Origin of the sequence: Bradyrhizobium sp. DOA1, from assembly GCF_001593325.1 — a bacterium.
GTDB lineage: Bacteria > Pseudomonadota > Alphaproteobacteria > Rhizobiales > Xanthobacteraceae > Bradyrhizobium.
In genome coordinates, this window is record NZ_JXJM01000001.1 from 127,170 (window position 1) to 145,059 (window position 17,890).

The following is a 17,890-nucleotide window of genomic DNA, read 5'->3' on the forward strand; positions in this document are numbered from 1 at the left end:
TTTCGTGTCGGGCTTCGTCATCAGGGTTTGTTGAACACAAATGTTCTCTGGCGCCGTTCGTCTTACCGCCGGTTGAAATGGACGAGAGTTATCGCGGGGGGCAGCGGTGATGTTCAAGCGAGGGTTCGATCATGTTCACCATAGTAGACATACTTTACCGGGAGTACTGCCGCGCCCGTCTCGCCGAAATGCGAAAGCAGCTTTTGATGTCGGTTGCCGGCGGCGAGAACCTGGAAGCGCCATGGGAGACCGGTGATCCTTGCGATGACGACGATCAGAGTGGCGGCTGGACGACGAAAGAACCCCGGCCATCGGGCAGTTGGGGCGCGTAAACGCATCGTTCGGTCTGAGGCTCGCTCGGCCGCCCAAGCTCCGGAGCATCTGAGCGTCTCATTGACCTATCCGATGAGGGCGTCCGCAGACGCCGGGCAGGTCCGCAGATGCATGATAGAGTTCACACCTCAACGCGGTTGATCGGTGAAACTTCGCCGGAGTTCCGGGCCGATGGCCGCGACCTGCGCATCGATGTTTGTCGGGGGATCGCGCTGTGGTGGATCTTTCTTGACCATGTTCCTAACAACATCGGAAGCTGGCTGACACCGCGCAACTACGGCTTCTGCGATGCTGCCGAGATATTCATGTTCATCTCGGGCGTGACCTGTGCGCTGGCCTACGGCAGGGCACGGCAGCGCGAGGGCTGGAGCGGCACGATCGGCCGTTCGCTGCGACGGGGATGGGACATCTACGCCGCGTTTCTGCTGCTCACGCTTGCCTGCGCCGTCTTCGTTTACCTCGCGGGGAGCGATGATCTTGCCGACGAGAGCAATACGCGAGTTCTCCTCGAGAGCCCGGGGCCGACGCTGGCGCACGCTGCAATCCTGCAATACCGCCCCGTCAATACCGACGTCTTGCCAGTTTTCGTGATGTTTCACGTGTTGTTCGCGCCACTGCTGTGGCTGCTGCTGCGAGCGCCAAAGGTAACGTTTGGAGTCTCGTTCCTGCTCTATGCACTCGTGCATGCATTCGGTTGGAGCGTTCCAGCTTGGCCCAACGGCGTCTGGTTCTTCAATCCGCTGGCTTGGCAGCTTCTCTTCGTGCTTGGCGCGTGGTGCGTCATCGCGGGAGAGACGATCCGACCCTGGGTGATGTCGCGCACGGTGCTTGCTCTCGCTGCTCTTTACCTGGCTTTCAGTTTGGTTCTTGCACTGAGTTGGGGCATCCATCCGCCGGTTCCGCAATCCTTTACGGCTCTACCGTTTGATAAGTCCAACCTTGGTCCGTTGCGGTTGCTACATTTTCTGGCCCTTGCAATCGTGGTGTTGCGGCTCATTCCCAGGAATTGGCGCGGACTATCGACGCCGGTGCTGCACTGTGCGAAGTTTTGTGGTGAGAATTCGCTGCCAATCTATTGTCTCGGCGTGCTCCTGGCGCTTGCGGGCCACCTTGCGCTGCTCGACATCTCCGGGGGGCTCATGATGCAGATCATGCTCAGCATCGCCGGGATACTGATGATGATTTTCGTCGCGAGGCTTCTGAACACGATCAACAACAAGCTGGCGACAGCCCCCGCTGGCGCTCCCGATCGAGAAGGTCGGGCCGGCGTTCTCACGTTGTTGGGCGAGTGAAACTCTTTCACCCAAGAGCGGCGTGCGGCCATCTCGGCCGCAACGTCGCCTTCCAAAGAGCAAAGCCGGCGCAACGCTTCATGATCAGTGACGTCGATCTACGCGGCGCGCTCCTTGTCTGATTGTTCCTCGCGCGTGGTCGCAGTCTCTTCCAGCCGCTTTTCGTAATTGGCCTCGAGCCTCTCGATGCTATCGGCCCACATCCTAAGCACGGAGACCTGAAAGTGCATCATCGGCTTCAAAGCGTTCATGCCGATTGCTGTCGCGGCGGCGATGCGCCGTTGCGGTTCGCTCGCGAGATGGTTCGCAGGGGTCTTGTCTGCCATGGTGTTCCTCCTTCGCTTGCGGTGCTATGACCTAAAGTCACCTCTCGGACTTTGCATTGCGTGCTTCTAAGCACTCGGCCAAAACTTGATCTGCCGCGATTCGCGCACATTGGTCGTCATACAGTTCATCCAGCTTTTTCAAGTAGGCGACTGCGACAATTTGCAAGAGAGCGAAATCCTCTTCGCCAGTAGTGCGAAGATTGGCGATGTAGCGGTAGAGGGCGGAACGCCTGTTGTCGTTCTCGCTGATGCCGCTGTGCAGCAGCAAGTGGTTTCGCCAAGCGAACGCACACGCGCCTTCTCTGGCCTGAGAACTCATGGGCACCTCCCAAAGCCAGAGAAAGACTGACGCCGCGTTTCGTTCCGCAGATCCCCCATATGTAACGTTGTTCCGTAGCTGCGCCGCGACGTGCCTATGTGCCGAGGTGACAGTGGCCTTTCGAGTCCGGATTGCGGCGGGACCGTGCGTGGAAAATGAGAGGTTCCGTTACGTCAGCAATCGCGTCCGAAACCTGTTCGGACACCTAGAATTGGGTCCGGGTTTACGATCCGCTTGATCCACGTCTACAGCCGCTTGATCGCGGCGAGGTCGCTGCCGGCCTGCCTGATCCGCGCGATCGCCGGCTCAATCGGCTCGATCACCGTGGCCATATGATACGCATTGGCATGGACCATGGAGCCGGCATCGCGCACGATCGCGACGTGGCCCTTCCAGAAGATCAGATCGCCCCGCCGCAGGCTGCTCCGCTCATGCCTCTCCAGCGCGCGGCCGAGACCTGCCAGCTGCATGTCGCTGTCGCGCGGGCAGCCGATGCCTGACGATGTCAGCGAGACCTGCACCAGGCCCGAACAGTCGATGCCAAGACTGCTCTTGCCGCCCCAGAGATAAGGCGTGCCGACGAAGCGCTCGGCAACAGTGACGAAATCCGGCTCGCGATGATCGAGCGGCGCCAGATGCGTCCTCGGCAGGAACGTTCCGTCGCGCGCCACCGCGAAGGGCCCATCCTCGCGGACGATCGTGAGCTTCGATCCCAGCACCAGCGTGTTCGCCGGCGGCAGCTTGATCGAGGGGCCGGGAAACGCAAACGTCCGCAGCGCGCTGACGACGTGGGTCGGTGCCGCCGCAGGGCGCGCCAACCCTGCATCGGGCAGCCAGCCGACATAGCCGTCGCCATTGAGCTGACCCCAGGCCCAGCCTTCGCCGTTGCGGTCATAGACCGTGACGCGTTCCCCGCGCAGCGCCTCGGTCATCAGCATTGCACTCGAGGAGGGCTGCTCGCGCATCGGCGCAACCGGCTCGACCACCTCGAATTCCTCGCCGCTGACGTAGCGATCCGCCTCGACCTTGCCTTCAAGATATTTCGCGGCGATGTCGCCCCGTGCGGGCGTTATTCGCGGATCATGCATAACGTTCGCTCAGGAGTGCGTAGATGGCCCGCGCAGCCTGGCACTCGCCGCCTTCGGGCCGCGCCGGCTTCGCCGACGGCGTCCAGCCGTAGATGTCGACATGCAGCCAGCTCCCGGCATGCTCGACGAAGCGTTGCAGGAACAGCGCGCAAGTGATCGAGCCGGCAAAGCCGCCCGACGGGGCATTGGTGATCGTTGCCGACTTGGAGTCCAGCCACGCGTCGTAGGGCGGCCATAGCGGCATGCGCCACAACGGATCGTTCTCCTTCGCCGCGCAACGCGCGACATCGGCGGCGAGCGTCTCGTCATTGGTGTAGAAGGGCGGAAGGTCCGGCCCCAGCGCCACGCGGGCCGCGCCGGTCAGTGTGCCCAAGTCAATCAGCAGCTCCGGTTTCTCCTCGTCGGCCAGCGCCAGCGCGTCGGCAAGCACCAGGCGTCCTTCCGCATCGGTGTTGCCGATCTCGACCGTGATGCCCTTGCGCGAGGTGAAGATGTCGAGCGGGCGGAAGGCATTGCCGGCGACCGCATTCTCAACGGCCGGAATCAGCACGCGCAGCCGCACCTTCAGCTTTGCGTCCATCACCATGCGCGCGAGCGCCAGCACGTTGGCGGCGCCGCCCATGTCCTTCTTCATGATCAGCATGCCGCTCGATGGCTTCAGGTCGAGTCCGCCGGTGTCGAAGCAGACGCCCTTGCCGACCAGCGTCACCTTGGGATGACCAGGATCGCCCCAGCCGATGTCGATCAGCCGCGGTGCGCGGCTGGACGCCATGCCGACTGCGTGGATCAGCGGAAAGTGCTTCTCCAGCTCCTCGCCGATGGTGCAGGCGAAGCTTGCGCCGAACTCGGCGGCGAGCGCTTGTGCAGCCGCGGCGAGTTCCTCCGGTCCCATGTCGTTGGACGGCGTATTGATGAGGTCGCGGGCTAGCATGGCCGCATCCGCGATGCGGTCGATCTCGGTCGCGTCGACGCCGTCAGGCGGCACCAGCCGGACCTCGGGCCTGTCCGCCTTGCGGTAGCGCGCGAAGCGGTAAGTGCCGAGTACGAAGGCGAGTGCTGCGAGCCGTGCGTCGTGCGGTGCATTGGCGAAGCGATAGGCCCCCGGCGGCAGCAGGCCGGCCAGGGCGCCCGGCCTGAACAGGTCGCGCGATTTCGCACCTTCGCCCTCGAGACCGAACAGCACCTGCGCGATCGTACCATCGGAGGCGGGCAGGGCGAGATAGGCGCCCGGCTTGGCGGAGTAAGCGCTCGCGGCGGCGAACTGGCGTTGCGCCGGCGGCAGCGTCTCGCGAACGGCATCCCAGCTCGTCTTGGTGACGAAGGTGATGGGGATGGCAATTGAGGTCGTCTCGAAGACAGAAGGCATTGCGGATCCGGATCAACAAGGTCATGCGAACGGACGAGACTTCGCAGAGTTTCGCCGCCGCTGCAATCGGCTTCGCCATCGAGATCGGTTCCTGCGCCGCGCTGAAGCTGGATCAGGCTGCAGCGCTCGCCCGCTGGCTGCTGATGCGCCGCAGCTTCTATGATGAAGCGGAGCCGGATTGGACGCATGCGTTCTGCACCTACGTCGTCTCGGCGCCGCGCGAGGGCGTCGAGCTTCAGGTGCGACGAACAGCCGAATTGCTGCGCGACCTGAACGAGGAGTTGAGAGCGATCGGCGTCGATCTCGACCTTGGCGGCGAAGCACCGCCGCAGGCGCTGCCATGGGGCAGGCAGGCTGACGTTAACCCCCCGTTAGGGTTAACAGTCTATTGCTGGCACGTTCGGCTCGATCAATTGGCTCGAGAGTCAAAGCGTCATGCGTCAACGGTTCAGTCCTGCCCGGCTTCTTGCGTCCGCCTCGCTCGTCGCGATGGTGGCGATCAGCCTCGGCGGCTGCACGGCCATGTCGAAGCTCTCCGATGTCACGGGCTCGGTCGGGACGCGCGCGGAAGCTGCCCCCACCGATCCCGCGCGCGCCGCCGAAGTCTATGGCGAGCGCTATCGCGCCAATCCCAAGGACGCCGAAGCTGCGCTGGCCTATGGCCAGGCCCTGCGCGCCAATGGCCAGCGTGCCCAGGCGGCCGCCGTGCTCGAGCAGGCGACCATCGCCAATCCCGGGAACAAAGCGCTGCTCGCCCAGTACGGCCGTGCGCTCGCCGACAACGGCAATTTCCAGCAGGCCTTCGACGTGCTGTCGAAGGCGCATTCGCCCGACAATCCGGACTGGCGCCTGCTCTCGGTACAGGGTACCGCGCTCGATCAGATGGGCCGTCACGAGGAGGCGCGCTCCTACTACGCGAGCGCGCTGAAGATCGCGCCCGGTGATCCCGGCGTGCTCTCCAATCTCGGCCTGTCCTACATGTTGACGAGGGACCTGCCCAAGGCCGAAGAGGCGTTGCGGCAGGCTTACGCTTCGCCGCGCGCGAGCGCCCGCGTGCGGCAGAATCTCGCTCTGGTCGTCGGTCTTCAAGGTCGCTTCGCCGAGGCGGAGACCATCGTGAAGGCAGACCTGCCGCCGGATCAGGCCGCGGCCAACGTCGCCTATCTCAAGGACATGCTGAGCCGCAACGACGTCCCGCGCGGCGCTCCGAAGCGGACTCCGGTCGCCTCGCTTAGCCAGCCCGACTGATTGGCCTGATCATTGGAAGGCAGCGATGCCGGCGAACGGCGCGCGGTCTCGCGCCTCAGTGCAGCTCGGTGATCTTGATGCCCGTCGGTCCGAGAATGACCACGAACAGCACCGGCAGGAAGAACAGGATCATCGGCACCGTCAGCTTCGGCGGTAGCGCGGCGGCCTTCTTCTCGGCTTCGTTCATGCGCATGTCGCGATTTTCCTGCGCCATGACGCGCAGGGAATGCCCGAGCGGTGTACCGTAACGCTCTGCCTGCTGAAGCGCGAGACACACCGACTTGACGCCTTCGAGCCCGGTGCGCCGCGCCAGGTTCTCATAGGCCATCTTCCGGTCCTGCAAATAGGACAGTTCGGCCGTGGTCAGCGCGAACTCCTCCGAAAGTGCGATGGACTGGCCGACGATCTCGGTCGCGACCTTCCGGAACGCCATTTCAACCGACATGCCGGATTCGATGCAGATCAGCAGCAGGTCGAGCGCGTCGGGAAAGGCGCGCTTGATCGAGAGCTGGCGCTTGGAGATCGCATTCTTGAGGAAGAGCATCGGCGCCTGAAGGCCGAGATAGGCTGCGCCGATGCAGATGCCGATCTTGATCGGCATTGGCTGCTCGAGGTGCGCGATCAAGAAGACGTAGATGGCGGCGCCGACGAAGAGCGCGAGCGGAGCGACCGCGCGGGCAAAAAGGAAGGTGATGTACGGAGCCTGGCCGCGATAGCCCGCCATGATGAGCTTGTCCCGGGCGGCTTCCTGCGCCACCCATTTGGTGAGGTTGAAGTCCTCGACCACCTTGGAGACGAGCTGCTTTGGAGTCTGGCGCAGCGAAACCTTTTCGTTCTTGTTGAGGCGCTCGCGCTCGCGCTGCCGCAAGCGCTCTCGCTCGCTCGCTACCGCCTTCATGCGCTTGGAGAGGCCTTCGCCGGCAAACAGCGGCATCACCAGCGTATAGACGGTGGCGCTGGCGGCAATGGCCGCCAGCAGCATGGTCATGAAGCGGACGTCATGTAGCTTCGAAACGAGAAACTCGACCATACGACACCGTCAAAAATCGAAATTGATCATCTTCTTCATCACCATGATGCCGATCGACATCCAGATCACGCAGCCGACCAGCATGAGCTGACCGGTGGGGTGGGTCCAAAGCAGCGAGATGTAGTGCGGCGTGGTGAGATAGACGAGGAACATAACGATCGGGGGCAGCGAGCCGATGATGCCGGCCGAAGCCTTGGCTTCCATCGACATCGCCTGGATCTTCTCCTTCATCTTCTTGCGGTCGCGCAGCACCTTGGAGAGGTTGCCGAGCGCTTCGGAGAGGTTGCCGCCCGACTTCTGCTGGATCGAGATCACGATGCCGAAGAAGTTCGCCTCCGGCAGTGGCATGCGTTCATAGAGCCGTGAGCAGGCCTCGCCGAGCGGCATGCCGATCGCCTGCGTCTCGATGATGGCCAGGAACTCGCTGCGCAGCGGCTCCGGTGCATCGGCCGCGACGACCTTGATCGAGTCGAACAGCGGCAGACCCGCCTTGATGCCGCGGACGATCACGTCGACCGCGTCGGGAAGCGCCGCCAGGAACTTGGTCTCGCGTCGCTTCTTCAGGAAGTTCAGCGCCCAGCGCGGCAGGCCGAAGCCGCCGGCAAAAGCGAGGCCGGCGGCGCCCAGCAAGCCGCCTCCGACGAACATCGCCGCGGCGAACAGCAGGCCTGCCACGACGGCGGACACGACCCAGAATTTCTGCGGGGTCCAGTCGAGCCCTGCCTGCGAGATGCGGACGCTGAGCGGAACGCTCTTTTCCTGCTGACGCCGCGCCTCGAGATCCTTGAGCGAGGTCTCGACCTGCTCACGACGCGATCGTTGGTTCTTCTCGGACTGCTTGGCTGCGGGCGCGTCGGCGCGCGCGATCGAGGCGCGGCGGCTTTCGGCCTTCCGCTCTCCGGACAGCAGTGGATAGAGGAAGACCCAGGCGATGCCGCCGACGGCGGCAGTGGCGAGAAAGGCGAGGGCGAGGACCTGAATGTTCATGGCGACCTGCTCAATTCGGCGGTGCCGATTCCGCGGCGTCGAGCGCGGCGGCGAGACGCTTTTCCTCGCCGTAATAGCGGGCGCGTTCCCAGAATTTCGGGCGGCCGATGCCGGTCGAGCGGTGCTTGCCGATGATCTTGCCGTTGGCGTCTTCGCCGATCAGGTCGTAGAGGAAGATGTCCTGCGTGATGATGGTGTCGCCTTCCATGCCCAACACCTCGGTGATGTGCGTGATGCGGCGCGAGCCGTCGCGCAGGCGCGCGGCCTGGACGATGACGTCGATGGAGGCGCAAATCATCTCGCGGATGGTGCGCGACGGCAGCGAGAAGCCACCCATCGTGATCATGGATTCGCAGCGCGACAGCGCCTCGCGGGGATTGTTGGCGTGGAGCGTGCCCATCGAGCCGTCATGGCCCGTGTTCATAGCCTGTAGCAGGTCGAACGCCTCGGGTCCGCGGACTTCGCCGACGATGATGCGCTCGGGGCGCATACGCAGGCAGTTGCGCACCAGCTCGCGCATGGTGACCTGGCCTTCGCCTTCGATGTTGGGCGGACGCGTCTCGAGCCGCACCACATGCGGCTGCTGGAGCTGGAGTTCGGCGGCGTCCTCGCAGGTGATGACGCGCTCGTCGTGCTCGATGTAGTTGGTCAGACAGTTGAGCAGCGTGGTCTTGCCCGAGCCGGTACCGCCGGAGATCAGCACGTTGCAGCGGACGCGGCCGATGATCTGGAGGATCTCGGCGCCTTCAGGCGAGATCGCGCCGAACTTGACGAGCTGATCGAGCGTCAGCTTGTCCTTCTTGAACTTTCGGATGGTGAGGGCGGGGCCATCGATCGCCAGCGGCGGCACGATGGCGTTGACGCGGGAGCCGTCGGCGAGGCGCGCGTCGCAGATCGGCGAGGATTCGTCGACGCGGCGTCCGACTTGGCTGACGATCCGCTGGCAGATGTTGAGGAGCTGCTGGTTGTCACGAAAGCGGATGCCGGTGCGCTGGATCTTGCCCCCGACTTCGATGAAGACGGTGCCGGCCCCGTTCACCATGATGTCCGCGATGTCGTCGCGCGCGAGCAGCGGCTCCAGCGGGCCGTAGCCGAGCACGTCGTTGCAGATGTCGTCGAGCAGCTCTTCCTGCTCGGCGATCGACATCACGATGTTCTTGATCGCGATGATCTCGTTGACGATGTCGCGGATTTCCTCGCGCGCGGACTCCGAATCGAGCTTGGCGAGCTGCGCGAGGTCGATGGCCTCGATCAGCGCGCCGAAGATGGTCGCCTTGACCTCGTAGTAATTGTCCGAGCGCCGGCTCTCCATGGGGGGAGGCGGCGGGGCCTTGGCAGGGGCAAGCGGCGGCGATGCGACGGCCGGCGGGGGCGGGGCGCGCGACACCGTCGGCGCCGGAGCCAGGGAAGGCTCGGGCGACACGGCGCCGGGCTCGGGAGCCCGCAAGTCGGTGTCTGTTCCGCTACGCTTACCGAACACTTAACAACTCCATGCGGCGGCTATTTTCCCCGCAACTTCTCAATCAGGGGTGAAAACAGGGACGACTTTTGTTTCTTCGTCTCGCTGCGGCCGGTGAGGCGCTGGGCGATCTGAAGGAACATCTCGATCGACTTGTGGTTGGCCGAGATCTCCGCGATCATCTGGCCGTTGTTGGCCGCCGAGCCGAAAATCTGCGGCTCGAACGGGATCGAGGCGACCGGCTGGCTCTCGATCGCCTTGGCGAATTCCGCGGCGGCGATTTCGGGCCGTTTCGGGACACCGACCTGGTTCAGGCAGTAGATCGGCGGCCGGTCGTTCGGGCGCGAGGCCTTCAGCAGGTCGAACAGATTCTTGGTGTTGCGCAGATTGGCGAGATCGGGCGCGGCCACTATCAGGATGTCGTCGGCTCCGACCAGGGCGCGCTTGGTCCAGCCCGACCATTGGTGCGGAATGTCGAGCACGATGCAAGGCATGGTGGAGCGCAGCGTGTCGAACACGGAATCGAACGCATCGGAGCCGAAATCATAGACCCGGTCGAGCGTCGCGGGCGCCGCCAGCAGGCTGAGATGGTCGGTGCATTTCGACAGCAGGCGGTCGATGAAGGCCGTGTCGACGCGATCGGGAGAAAACACGGCGTCGGCAATTCCCTGTGGCGGGTCCTGGTTGTAGTCCAGGCCGGCCGTGCCGAAGGCGAGGTCGAGATCGGCGACGACCGCGTCCATCGCAAGGTCGCGGGCGATCGCCCAGGCCACGTTGTGCGAGATGGTGGACGCGCCGACGCCGCCCTTGGCGCCGACTACGGCAATGATGCGGCCGACCGCTTTGGCTTCGGGCGCCGAGAACAGGTTGCAGATCGAGCGCACGACGTCGATCGCGCCGACCGGCGCGAGCACGTAGTCGCTGACGCCGCGGCGCACCAGCTCGCGGTAGAGCATGACGTCGTTGATGCGGCCGATCACGACCACGCGGGTGCCGGCGTCGCAGACAGTGGCGAGCTGGTCGAGCCCGCCCAGGATGTCGTTGCGGCCGTCGCTCTCGAGCACGATCACGTTCGGCGTCGGGGCAGGGCGATAGGCTTCGATCGCCGCCGCCATGCCGCCCATCTGGATCTTCAGATGGGCCTTGCCGAGACGGCGATCCTCTCCGGCCGACTGCACCGCGGCCGCGGTCTCCACGGTCTCGCAGAAGGCCTGCACCGAGACACGCGGCGAGGGTGCAATATGCTCCTCGACAGGTGGCGGCGGAGTCTCCGGCTGCTCTTCTTGAGGTTGGCGAGCGTAGCTGATCATTTGCCGGTGTCGCTGAGTTTGGCCTTGTCGGCCTCGGGATAAGTGGTCGCCGTCGTCGTGCCCTTGCGGTATTTCTCGAAGGACATGGTGCGGCGCGCCGTGTAGGACGGCGTTTCAGGCCTTGGCTGCTCGAGATCCGAAGGATTGGCGACCATCGCAGCGAGATTGCGCTGATAGGCGCAGCCGTAATTGTAATAGTCCTTGTTCTCGAACCAACGCTTGTTCTTCAGCGAGGGACCGATGTCCTCCGGCCACAGGCCGCAGGGACCCGCGACGGCGGCGATCTTCGAGTAAGTGAGCCGGATCGGCGGCAGGAAGCGCTTGTCTTCCGGCTGATAGGGACGAGCGACGATGCCGCGGGGCGGAACGCCCGCCGCCGCCAGCATCGCCTGGATTTCACGCATGGTGTCCGCCACCGGACGCGCATTCGGCGTGCCGGACGGCACGTCGATACGGATGGCGCCGGTCCCCTCCTGCAGCCAGGCCGACGCGACCCCCATCACGTCCGCGCGTTGGGCGGCGGTGAGGCCCCCGCGCGCATGGCCGACGAAAACGACGATCGAGCGGTTCTGCTCTTCGACCGCGATCGGATGGCGCTGTTTGTAGTCGTCCGGAATGGAGGCGGTGAGCGCTTCGTCGTGCTGGCAGCCGCCGAGGGCGAGCGCCATGCCGACGAGCGCGCCACCGAGGCATAGGGCGCGCTTGCGAAGCTGGGGTGGTCTTGTGTTCATCGTGAAGTCCCCGTTCGCCTCAGTCGGTGATGAAGCCGTAGGTGCCGCGGTAGTTTCTGGCCGGCTCGGTCCGGTTCGGCACACCGTAGATGCGGTTGATGTTGCCGATCAGTTGGGCCTGCGGATCGGCAGGCGCGGAGAAGCCGTCATCCGGGCGCGACAGATCCTTCTGCGCGACCGCACGAACGACATAGGGCGTCACGATCACGACCAGCTCGGTCGCGTTGTTGACGAAGTCGCGGCTGCGGAACAGCGTGCCGAGGATCGGGAGCTGCATCAGCCCCGGCAATCCGCTGACGGCCTGCTTGGTCTGCTGCTGGATCAGGCCGGCCATCGCCATCGCGCCGCCCGAGGGAATTTCCAGCGAGGTCTCGGCGCGGCGCGTCCGGATCGAGGGCACCGTCAGCGAGTTCACCGAATTCGCGCTCACGGCCTGGGACAGCGTGATCGAATTCTCGTTCGACAGCTCCGAGACTTCCGTCATCACGCGCAGGCTGATCTTGCCTTCGCTCAGAACGATCGGCGTGAAGTTGAGCGAGATGCCGAACTTCTTGAAGCTGATCTGGGTGGTACAGACATGCGTGACGGGATCGCACGCATAGCCTGCCGGCACCGGGAATTCGCCGCCGGCGATGAAGGTCGCGGACTCCCCGGAGATCGCGGTCAGGTTCGGCTCGGCCAGCGTCCGGATCACGCCCGCGGTCTCCATCGCGCGCAAGGTGGCCTGCACGCTCGGCGTCGCGCCGAACTTGGTGGTCAGGTTGTTGCCGTCGACGAGATTGCGGCCGAGGGCGGTGAACGGGTTGGAGTTGGTGAAGCTCACCACCGAGGTGCCGTAGTTCAGGTTCGCGGAGAGGTCGATGCCGAGCTGCTTGACGATATTGCGCTGGACTTCGGCGACCGTCACCTTCAGCATGACCTGGTCGCGGCCGCGGACCACGATCGAGCTCACAACCTTGTCGGCGCCGCCGGCCAGTCGCGCGGCGAGATCGTTCGCCTGCTGCGCCTCCAGCGGGTTCGCCGCCGTGCCGCTCAGGACGACGCCGTCGCCGAGCCCGTCGATCTGGATGTCGGAGTTCGGCAGGATCTGCTTCAGCGCGGCCCGCACGCCGTTGAGGTCGCGCTTGACCGCGATGTCATAGGCCGCAATCTGCTGGCCGGCGGAATCGAAGAACACGATGTTGGTCTGGCCGACGGTCGCGCCGATGATGTAGGCGCGCTGCGCCGAGCGGACCACCGCATTGGCGATCTTGGGATCGGCGACCAGAACGTCCTTGATGTCCCGCGGCAGGTCGATCACGACGGACTTGCCGACGCCGAGCGAGAGGAAGCGCGCGTTGATCTGGCCGTCGGCCGCGATCGGGGCAACCGGGCGGTAGTCGGCAGCGACCGCGGGAGGCAGCACCGGGTTGAGCGCCAGCGCAAGAGCGGCCGAAAACGACAGAGCGCGAACCACCGAGGTTCGCATCGTCACCGTGTTTGCCCTGTGCTTGATATCGACTGTCTTCATCGTGCTTTTGCCGTCTGACTCGGAATGCCGTAGCGGATGATCGAAACGCCGTCGCGCTTCTGCGCGGAGTCATCGAGCGTGATCTCGCTCACCTTGACGTCGGCTATGCTGCGTAGCGCCAGCGACAGCGTCCCGGCCTGGCGGGCCGACGAGAGCGCCTGGGTCTGCGCGGCATTGAGTTCCAAGGTCACGGTCTTGCCGACCACCGTGTTCTGGCCGTCCTTCTCCTTCGGCGCCTGATCGATGGCGAGGACACGGATGTTGGCCAGGATGATCTCGGAGGTAATAATGTCGGGGGCGCCGTTGCTCTGGTCGGGATTCTTGAGGCGGCGCGTGAGGATCACGTCGACGCGGTCGTTGGGCAGGATGAAGCCGCCGGCGCCGGTCTCCGGCGAGATTTCGGTCGAGATCGCCCGCATGCCGGTCGGCAGGATTGCCGCCATGAAGCCGGAGCCCTCGGTCTTGACCAGCTTCTGGTCGCGGATGGGCTCGCCCTGAATGAAGGGAGCGCGCGCGATCGAGCCGGTCACCTGGGTCACTCCCTCGGGACGTTCATTGCGGCGGATGAAGGCGGCGCTGGCGGTCGCGGCCGGCCAGGTCTGCCATTGCACGTCTTCCGGCTTGACGGTCTGGCCGAGACCGATGTCGTTCTTGGCGACGAGGACGTCGACGGTCGGAAGCTGCGCGACCGGAGCTGGAGGCGGCGCAGAATTGTCCGAGCCGCTCGCCAGGTACGCGGCGACGCCGCCGGCGCAGATGGCGACCGTCAGGACGACAATGCGTGCCCTATTCATACGCTTCACTTTCCAACAAGACGCCGCGACGCTGCCGCCGCCGTAATCGGCAGTTGACCAGCTATTCGTCAAAGCATGGTTAATGAGGCGTATCTAAATCGCCTTAACGCAGGGTTACCCCAGTGCGTTCAGCGCAGTGCGAGGTGAGCGAGGTCGATCGCCTTCACCCATTCGGTCTCCGGGTAGACCATCAACGCGCTCAGCGCGAGCGCGATGCCGTAGGGAATGCCGCTCTCCTTGGCGTGCAGCCGTGCGAGCCAGGCCTGGCCGGCCAGCCCGTAGGGCAGCGGCCATTGCCGGAACTGGAGCAGGAGCAGCGTCAGCGCTCCGCCGAACAGTGAGGCGTAGAGCAGGAAGTTCATCAGATGGGCAAAGCCGAACCAGAGCGCGACGGAGGCCGCGACCTTGGCATCGCCGCCGCCGACCCAGCCCATCGCAAAGCAGCCGAAGGCCACGACCAGCACAAGTGCGCCGGCACCGACATGGCTCAGCATCTCGTAAGGTGCCATGCCACCGGCGGCAGCGAGGGCGAAGAAGCCTGCGACCAGGACCAGCGATACGCGGTTCGAGATCGTCATCGTGAAGAGATCGCTCGCCGCGGCGAAGGCCATGAGGGCCGGGAAGAGCATAAGGCGCGCAAGGTCGAGGATCATGGGCTGCGTCTTGAGGCCTGGTTGTTCGCGGAAGCTGGCGCCAGGCATGCTAGCCCGCAGTGCTAAACAAACCGACAACGGCAGCCGGGCAGCGGCTCCGGCGAAAACGTGCTCACCAGAGGCTGGCAATGCGCACGGCGAGCACGGCCGTCGCGAGCAACAGCGCAAGGCAGACCCAATAGGCCGGCGAGCCGGCATGTGCCGCCTCCGCCTCGTTCGCCGCGACTGCGGCCCTGGTTCTGTACTCGCGCAACGCCACTGGAACTCGCCGTCTTCAGAAAAACAAAGGCCCCGGAGGTCCGGGGCTTTTGCAGTCGCTCGTCGGTCGCTTACTTCAGCGAGGAGCTGATCGAGCCGAACTTGGTGTTCATCGTGCTGCCGAGGTTGTTGACCACGGTGATGATGGCCAGCGCGATGCCGGCGGCGATCAGACCGTATTCGATGGCGGTGGCGCCGGATTCATCCTTGGCGAAACGCGCAATCAGGTTCTTCATGAACAAAACTCCGTCTGGTTGGGATCGCCTCGTTCGGCGCTGTCGTTGACGCGACGAACATGTGAGCCGAGCTCTTTCGGTAGAGTTAATTCGATCGCGCAAACCCGCGCCTTGTGCGATGCTTTTGGCCAGAGTGAATTTCACCTTAAGGGCGGAGTTGAAATTCGGTCCTGCGCCGAATCCGGCGCACGCACGCCGCCGGCTTCACCCTCCCTTAAATTTCGCGGAGTACGCCTAGGCTGGACAGCAATTCCGAAGTGAGGCGACGATGTCGAGCCTGCCCATGCAAGTCGCCCTGATGCTCGGCGAGACCATCCAGAAGATGCTTCCCGTCACGCTGGTGCTCGCTGCGGTATTCACCGTGCTCGAGCATTTCTGGGCCTGCAATCCCGGCGCGCCCTGGTGGCGCAAGCGCGAGATCCTCACCGACATCTGCTATTGGTTCTTCGTACCCGTGTTTGCCCGCACGATGCGGATCGGGCTGCTGATCGTCGGCGCCGGCGTCGTCTTCAACATCCACGACGCCGACGATCTCATCGCCTTCTACGACAACGGCCATGGCCCGCTGGCGCAGCTGCCGCTGTGGGCACAGGCGGTGCTGTTCCTGGTGCTGTCCGACTTCATGCTGTACTGGCTGCACCGGCTTTTCCATGATGGCGGTTTCTGGAAGTACCACGCGATTCATCACTCCTCCGAGGAGATCGGCTGGATCTCCGCGGCACGCTTCCATCCCGTCAATCTCGTGCTCGGGACGATCGGCGTCGACGTGGTGCTGCTGATGGCCGGTATCTCCCCGAACGTCATGATCTGGCTTGGCCCGTTCACCACCTTCCATTCGGCCTTCGTGCACGCCAATCTGAACTGGACCTTCGGGCCGTTCAGATATTTGCTGGCGACGCCGGTGTTCCATCGTTGGCACCACACCTCGATCGAAGAGGGCGGCAACACCAATTTTGCCGGGACGTTCCCGATCTGGGACGTGCTGTTCGGCACCTTCCGTATGCCGCAGGGCCGGCTTCCCCAGGATTACGGCAAGGACGAAGCGACCATGCCGAAGGAGTTCGGCGGCCAGATCGCTTTTCCGTTCCGCCAGTAGCCCTGCCGCCACGAAGCGCCGGTCGCTTCAAACAATCATCCGCGAGTTTGCGGAACGTTCACGAATTGAGGGCAGGTTAGCGGGGTCGGGCACCGGCTCCGCTGTGATCTCATCGTTTCTGCCGGTTTGTGACGTCCCGGGGGTAAGTGTATGCGTAAAGAGTTGCTGCGCCGTCAGGCGCGCGTCTGCCTTCTGGTTGCGGCTGCGGTGCTGGCCTCGTCAGGTGCCGGGCTTGCCGAGCCCACCGCCGATACCATTGCGGTCAATGTCGACCAGGCCAAGCTGGTCCGTCTCCCTGGCAAGGTCGCAACCATCGTCGTCGGCAATCCGCTGATCGCGGACGTCACGCTCCAGCCCGGCGGCATGATCGTCGTGACCGGGAAGGGCTATGGTGCCACCAATTTCATCGCGCTCGACCGGGCCGGCGAGATCCTGGTCGACCGCCAGATCCAGGTCGAAGGTCCGAGCGATCGGCTCGTCACCGTCTATCGCGGGATAGAGCGCGAGTCCTACAGTTGCATGCCGCTTTGTCAGCGTCGTGTGACGCTCGGCGACAGCGACACCTACTTCAACAACACGATGAGCCAGGCGGGTTCGCTGAGCAACAATGCCAGCGGCACTGCCGGCGCAGGCGCCAAGACCAACTAAACGCGGTGAATCCTCATCGCTCGGTAGTTAGGACATGAAAAAGGCCGTGCGTCGCGCACGGCCTTCTTGATTCCTTGGCTCGCTCAAGCCGGTCCGGGCACTGGGCCCGGCGGGCTCAACCGGCGGCGCGGAGGTTGTCCGCTGCCGACTTGCCGGAGCGGCGGTCGGCCACGATCTCGTAGGAGATCTTCTGGCCTTCCTGCAGCGTGCCGAGGCCGGCGCGCTCGACGGCGCTGATGTGAACGAACACGTCGTTGCCGCCATCGTCGGGCTGGATGAAGCCAAAGCCCTTGGTCGAGTTAAACCACTTCACGGTTCCCATGCTCACGGGGGTAGTCCCTTCTCAGATACACAATGCAAAAGCCGGCTCGCGCAGGCTGGTTAGATCGAATTTTGGAAGGGTCGTCAGCGTGTCTGAACCGGCTGTACCGGTGGATGCTAATGTCGTCCGGCCGAAAATCGATTAATTCATTTTATCGGAATTAGGGCCTACAGACAATCCGGACGTGCAAGATTTCTTGATCCGCCGTGATGTCACGGCGGATCAGCATGCAGATCGGAATTTTGCGTTCGCGCTCGCGCGTCGAGAGGCGATCAGCGGCGGCGGAACTGGCCGCCGCGCTGCGGGCCACCTCGCGGCGGACCGCCGGCCGTCGCGGGGCGTTCGTCCTTGTGACGGAAAATCAGCCGGCCCTTCTCGAGGTCATAAGGCGACATCTCTACTGTCACGCGGTCGCCCGCGAGTGTCTTGATGCGGTTCTTCTTCATCTTGCCGGCGGTGTAGGCAACGATCTCGTGTCCGGCGTCGAGCTGCACGCGGTAGCGGGCGTCGGGGAGGATTTCGGTGACCAGTCCTTCGAACTGGATCAGCTCTTCCTTAGCCATGTGGTTGTCTCCAGGTCGTGGACGGCTAGTGCGAATGAGGGTTGCGGTTCGGTCGGCCGTTGGGACGACTCTCGCGACGCAAAAAGGCAACGCCTTGTATTCCATCAGGCTTGCCGGCGCTATGCGCGGGACGCTGTTCCGACCGATCGGTTGGTGAGGAATTCACCTTACCACCGGAACCGTGACGACGGCGAGCCCCCTTCGCGGCCCTGTGGCCTTCGTTGGGCCTGCCATCAACAGGTCTGCCCTCGGCATGGCGGCCTTCGCCGTGCCTTCCGTCAACATGTCGCCCGTCGCCCTGCTTGCCGGCGCCATGGCGGC

Annotated in this window: 20 protein-coding genes and 1 pseudogene; 4 read left to right on the forward strand and 17 right to left on the reverse strand. The window is 64.2% G+C overall.

What is annotated here, in order from left to right:
• Window positions 1-440 precede the first annotated feature (440 nt).
• Window positions 441-1,625 (forward strand): OpgC family protein, encoded by a 1,185-nt coding sequence (locus SE91_RS00570; RefSeq protein WP_082813628.1) that lies wholly within the window; start codon window positions 441-443, stop codon window positions 1,623-1,625.
• A gap of 98 nt (window positions 1,626-1,723) precedes the next feature.
• On the opposite strand, the gene SE91_RS00575 is transcribed toward SE91_RS00570, so the two are convergent.
• The 4 genes from SE91_RS00575 to SE91_RS00590 all read right to left on the reverse strand — a co-directional run bounded on the left by SE91_RS00575 (window position 1,724) and on the right by SE91_RS00590 (window position 4,724).
• On the reverse strand, window positions 1,724-1,951 hold the full coding sequence (locus SE91_RS00575) for a hypothetical protein (protein ID WP_061846206.1): 228 nt from the start codon (window positions 1,949-1,951) through the stop codon (window positions 1,724-1,726).
• Window positions 1,952-1,988: 37 nt separating this feature from the next.
• Window positions 1,989-2,270: a hypothetical protein gene (locus SE91_RS00580; protein WP_061846207.1), complete on the reverse strand. Its 282-nt coding sequence runs from the start codon at window positions 2,268-2,270 to the stop codon at window positions 1,989-1,991.
• Between the two features lie 245 nt (window positions 2,271-2,515).
• Window positions 2,516-3,358 carry a C40 family peptidase gene (locus SE91_RS00585; protein WP_061846208.1) on the reverse strand — a complete coding sequence of 281 codons (843 nt, stop codon included), beginning with the start codon at window positions 3,356-3,358 and terminating at the stop codon, window positions 2,516-2,518.
• Window positions 3,351-4,724, reverse strand: a complete 1,374-nt coding sequence (locus tag SE91_RS00590; protein ID WP_061846209.1) for a leucyl aminopeptidase family protein — start codon at window positions 4,722-4,724, stop codon at window positions 3,351-3,353. Before SE91_RS00590 ends, SE91_RS00585 begins: the two co-directional genes overlap by 8 nt.
• A 435-nt stretch (window positions 4,725-5,159) precedes the next feature.
• On the opposite strand from SE91_RS00590, the gene SE91_RS00595 reads away from it, so the two are divergent.
• The gene (locus SE91_RS00595; RefSeq protein WP_061846210.1) at window positions 5,160-5,972 is read left to right on the forward strand and encodes a tetratricopeptide repeat protein; all 813 of its coding nucleotides are present in this window, start codon (window positions 5,160-5,162) and stop codon (window positions 5,970-5,972) included.
• Window positions 5,973-6,027: 55 nt separating this feature from the next.
• On the opposite strand, the gene SE91_RS00600 is transcribed toward SE91_RS00595, so the two are convergent.
• From SE91_RS00600 to SE91_RS00640, 10 genes are all read right to left on the reverse strand, one after another.
• A complete protein-coding gene (locus SE91_RS00600) occupies window positions 6,028-7,002 on the reverse strand; it encodes a type II secretion system F family protein (protein WP_060737180.1) in 975 nt (324 codons plus the stop codon).
• A 9-nt stretch (window positions 7,003-7,011) separates the two neighbouring features.
• Entirely contained in the window at window positions 7,012-7,989 is a 978-nt protein-coding gene (locus SE91_RS00605; protein ID WP_060737179.1) for a type II secretion system F family protein, read from the reverse strand.
• 10 nt (window positions 7,990-7,999) lie between these two features.
• Window positions 8,000-9,469: a TadA family conjugal transfer-associated ATPase gene (locus SE91_RS00610; protein ID WP_061846211.1), complete on the reverse strand. Its 1,470-nt coding sequence runs from the start codon at window positions 9,467-9,469 to the stop codon at window positions 8,000-8,002.
• Between the two features lie 20 nt (window positions 9,470-9,489).
• Entirely contained in the window at window positions 9,490-10,758 is a 1,269-nt protein-coding gene (locus SE91_RS00615; RefSeq protein ID WP_061846212.1) for a CpaE/TadZ family protein, read from the reverse strand.
• Window positions 10,755-11,489 carry a CpaD family pilus assembly protein gene (locus tag SE91_RS00620; RefSeq protein ID WP_061846213.1) on the reverse strand — a complete coding sequence of 245 codons (735 nt, stop codon included), beginning with the start codon at window positions 11,487-11,489 and terminating at the stop codon, window positions 10,755-10,757. Before SE91_RS00620 ends, SE91_RS00615 begins: the two co-directional genes overlap by 4 nt.
• Before the next feature lie 19 nt (window positions 11,490-11,508).
• Window positions 11,509-12,999 carry a type II and III secretion system protein family protein gene (locus SE91_RS00625; RefSeq protein ID WP_156489392.1) on the reverse strand — a complete coding sequence of 497 codons (1,491 nt, stop codon included), beginning with the start codon at window positions 12,997-12,999 and terminating at the stop codon, window positions 11,509-11,511.
• A complete protein-coding gene (gene cpaB / locus SE91_RS00630) occupies window positions 12,996-13,793 on the reverse strand; it encodes a Flp pilus assembly protein CpaB (RefSeq protein WP_008546932.1) in 798 nt (265 codons plus the stop codon). Before cpaB ends, SE91_RS00625 begins: the two co-directional genes overlap by 4 nt.
• 128 nt (window positions 13,794-13,921) lie before the next feature.
• Window positions 13,922-14,446, reverse strand: a complete 525-nt coding sequence (locus SE91_RS00635; RefSeq protein ID WP_060737983.1) for an A24 family peptidase — start codon at window positions 14,444-14,446, stop codon at window positions 13,922-13,924.
• A gap of 112 nt (window positions 14,447-14,558) precedes the next feature.
• Window positions 14,559-14,705 carry a hypothetical protein gene (locus SE91_RS36785; RefSeq protein WP_167520388.1) on the reverse strand — a complete coding sequence of 49 codons (147 nt, stop codon included), beginning with the start codon at window positions 14,703-14,705 and terminating at the stop codon, window positions 14,559-14,561.
• A gap of 70 nt (window positions 14,706-14,775) precedes the next feature.
• Window positions 14,776-14,940: a Flp family type IVb pilin gene (locus SE91_RS00640; RefSeq protein ID WP_008546920.1), complete on the reverse strand. Its 165-nt coding sequence runs from the start codon at window positions 14,938-14,940 to the stop codon at window positions 14,776-14,778.
• A 268-nt stretch (window positions 14,941-15,208) separates the two neighbouring features.
• Between SE91_RS00640 and SE91_RS00645 the strand changes: the two genes are divergently transcribed.
• Window positions 15,209-16,036, forward strand: coding sequence for a sterol desaturase family protein (locus tag SE91_RS00645; RefSeq protein WP_008546918.1), 828 nt, complete (start codon window positions 15,209-15,211; stop codon window positions 16,034-16,036).
• A 150-nt stretch (window positions 16,037-16,186) separates the two neighbouring features.
• Window positions 16,187-16,684 (forward strand): pilus assembly protein N-terminal domain-containing protein, encoded by a 498-nt coding sequence (locus tag SE91_RS00650; RefSeq protein ID WP_008546917.1) that lies wholly within the window; start codon window positions 16,187-16,189, stop codon window positions 16,682-16,684.
• 115 nt (window positions 16,685-16,799) lie between these two features.
• Here the strand turns inward: SE91_RS00650 and SE91_RS00655 are convergent, their stop codons facing one another.
• From SE91_RS00655 to SE91_RS37370, 3 genes and pseudogenes are all read right to left on the reverse strand, one after another.
• On the reverse strand, window positions 16,800-17,012 hold the full coding sequence (locus SE91_RS00655) for a cold-shock protein (RefSeq protein ID WP_008546915.1): 213 nt from the start codon (window positions 17,010-17,012) through the stop codon (window positions 16,800-16,802).
• A gap of 266 nt (window positions 17,013-17,278) precedes the next feature.
• The gene (infA, locus tag SE91_RS00660) at window positions 17,279-17,569 is read right to left on the reverse strand and encodes a translation initiation factor IF-1 (protein ID WP_008546913.1); all 291 of its coding nucleotides are present in this window, start codon (window positions 17,567-17,569) and stop codon (window positions 17,279-17,281) included.
• A gap of 25 nt (window positions 17,570-17,594) precedes the next feature.
• Window positions 17,595-17,890, reverse strand: a pseudogene (locus SE91_RS37370) (DEAD/DEAH box helicase); the annotation flags it as partial.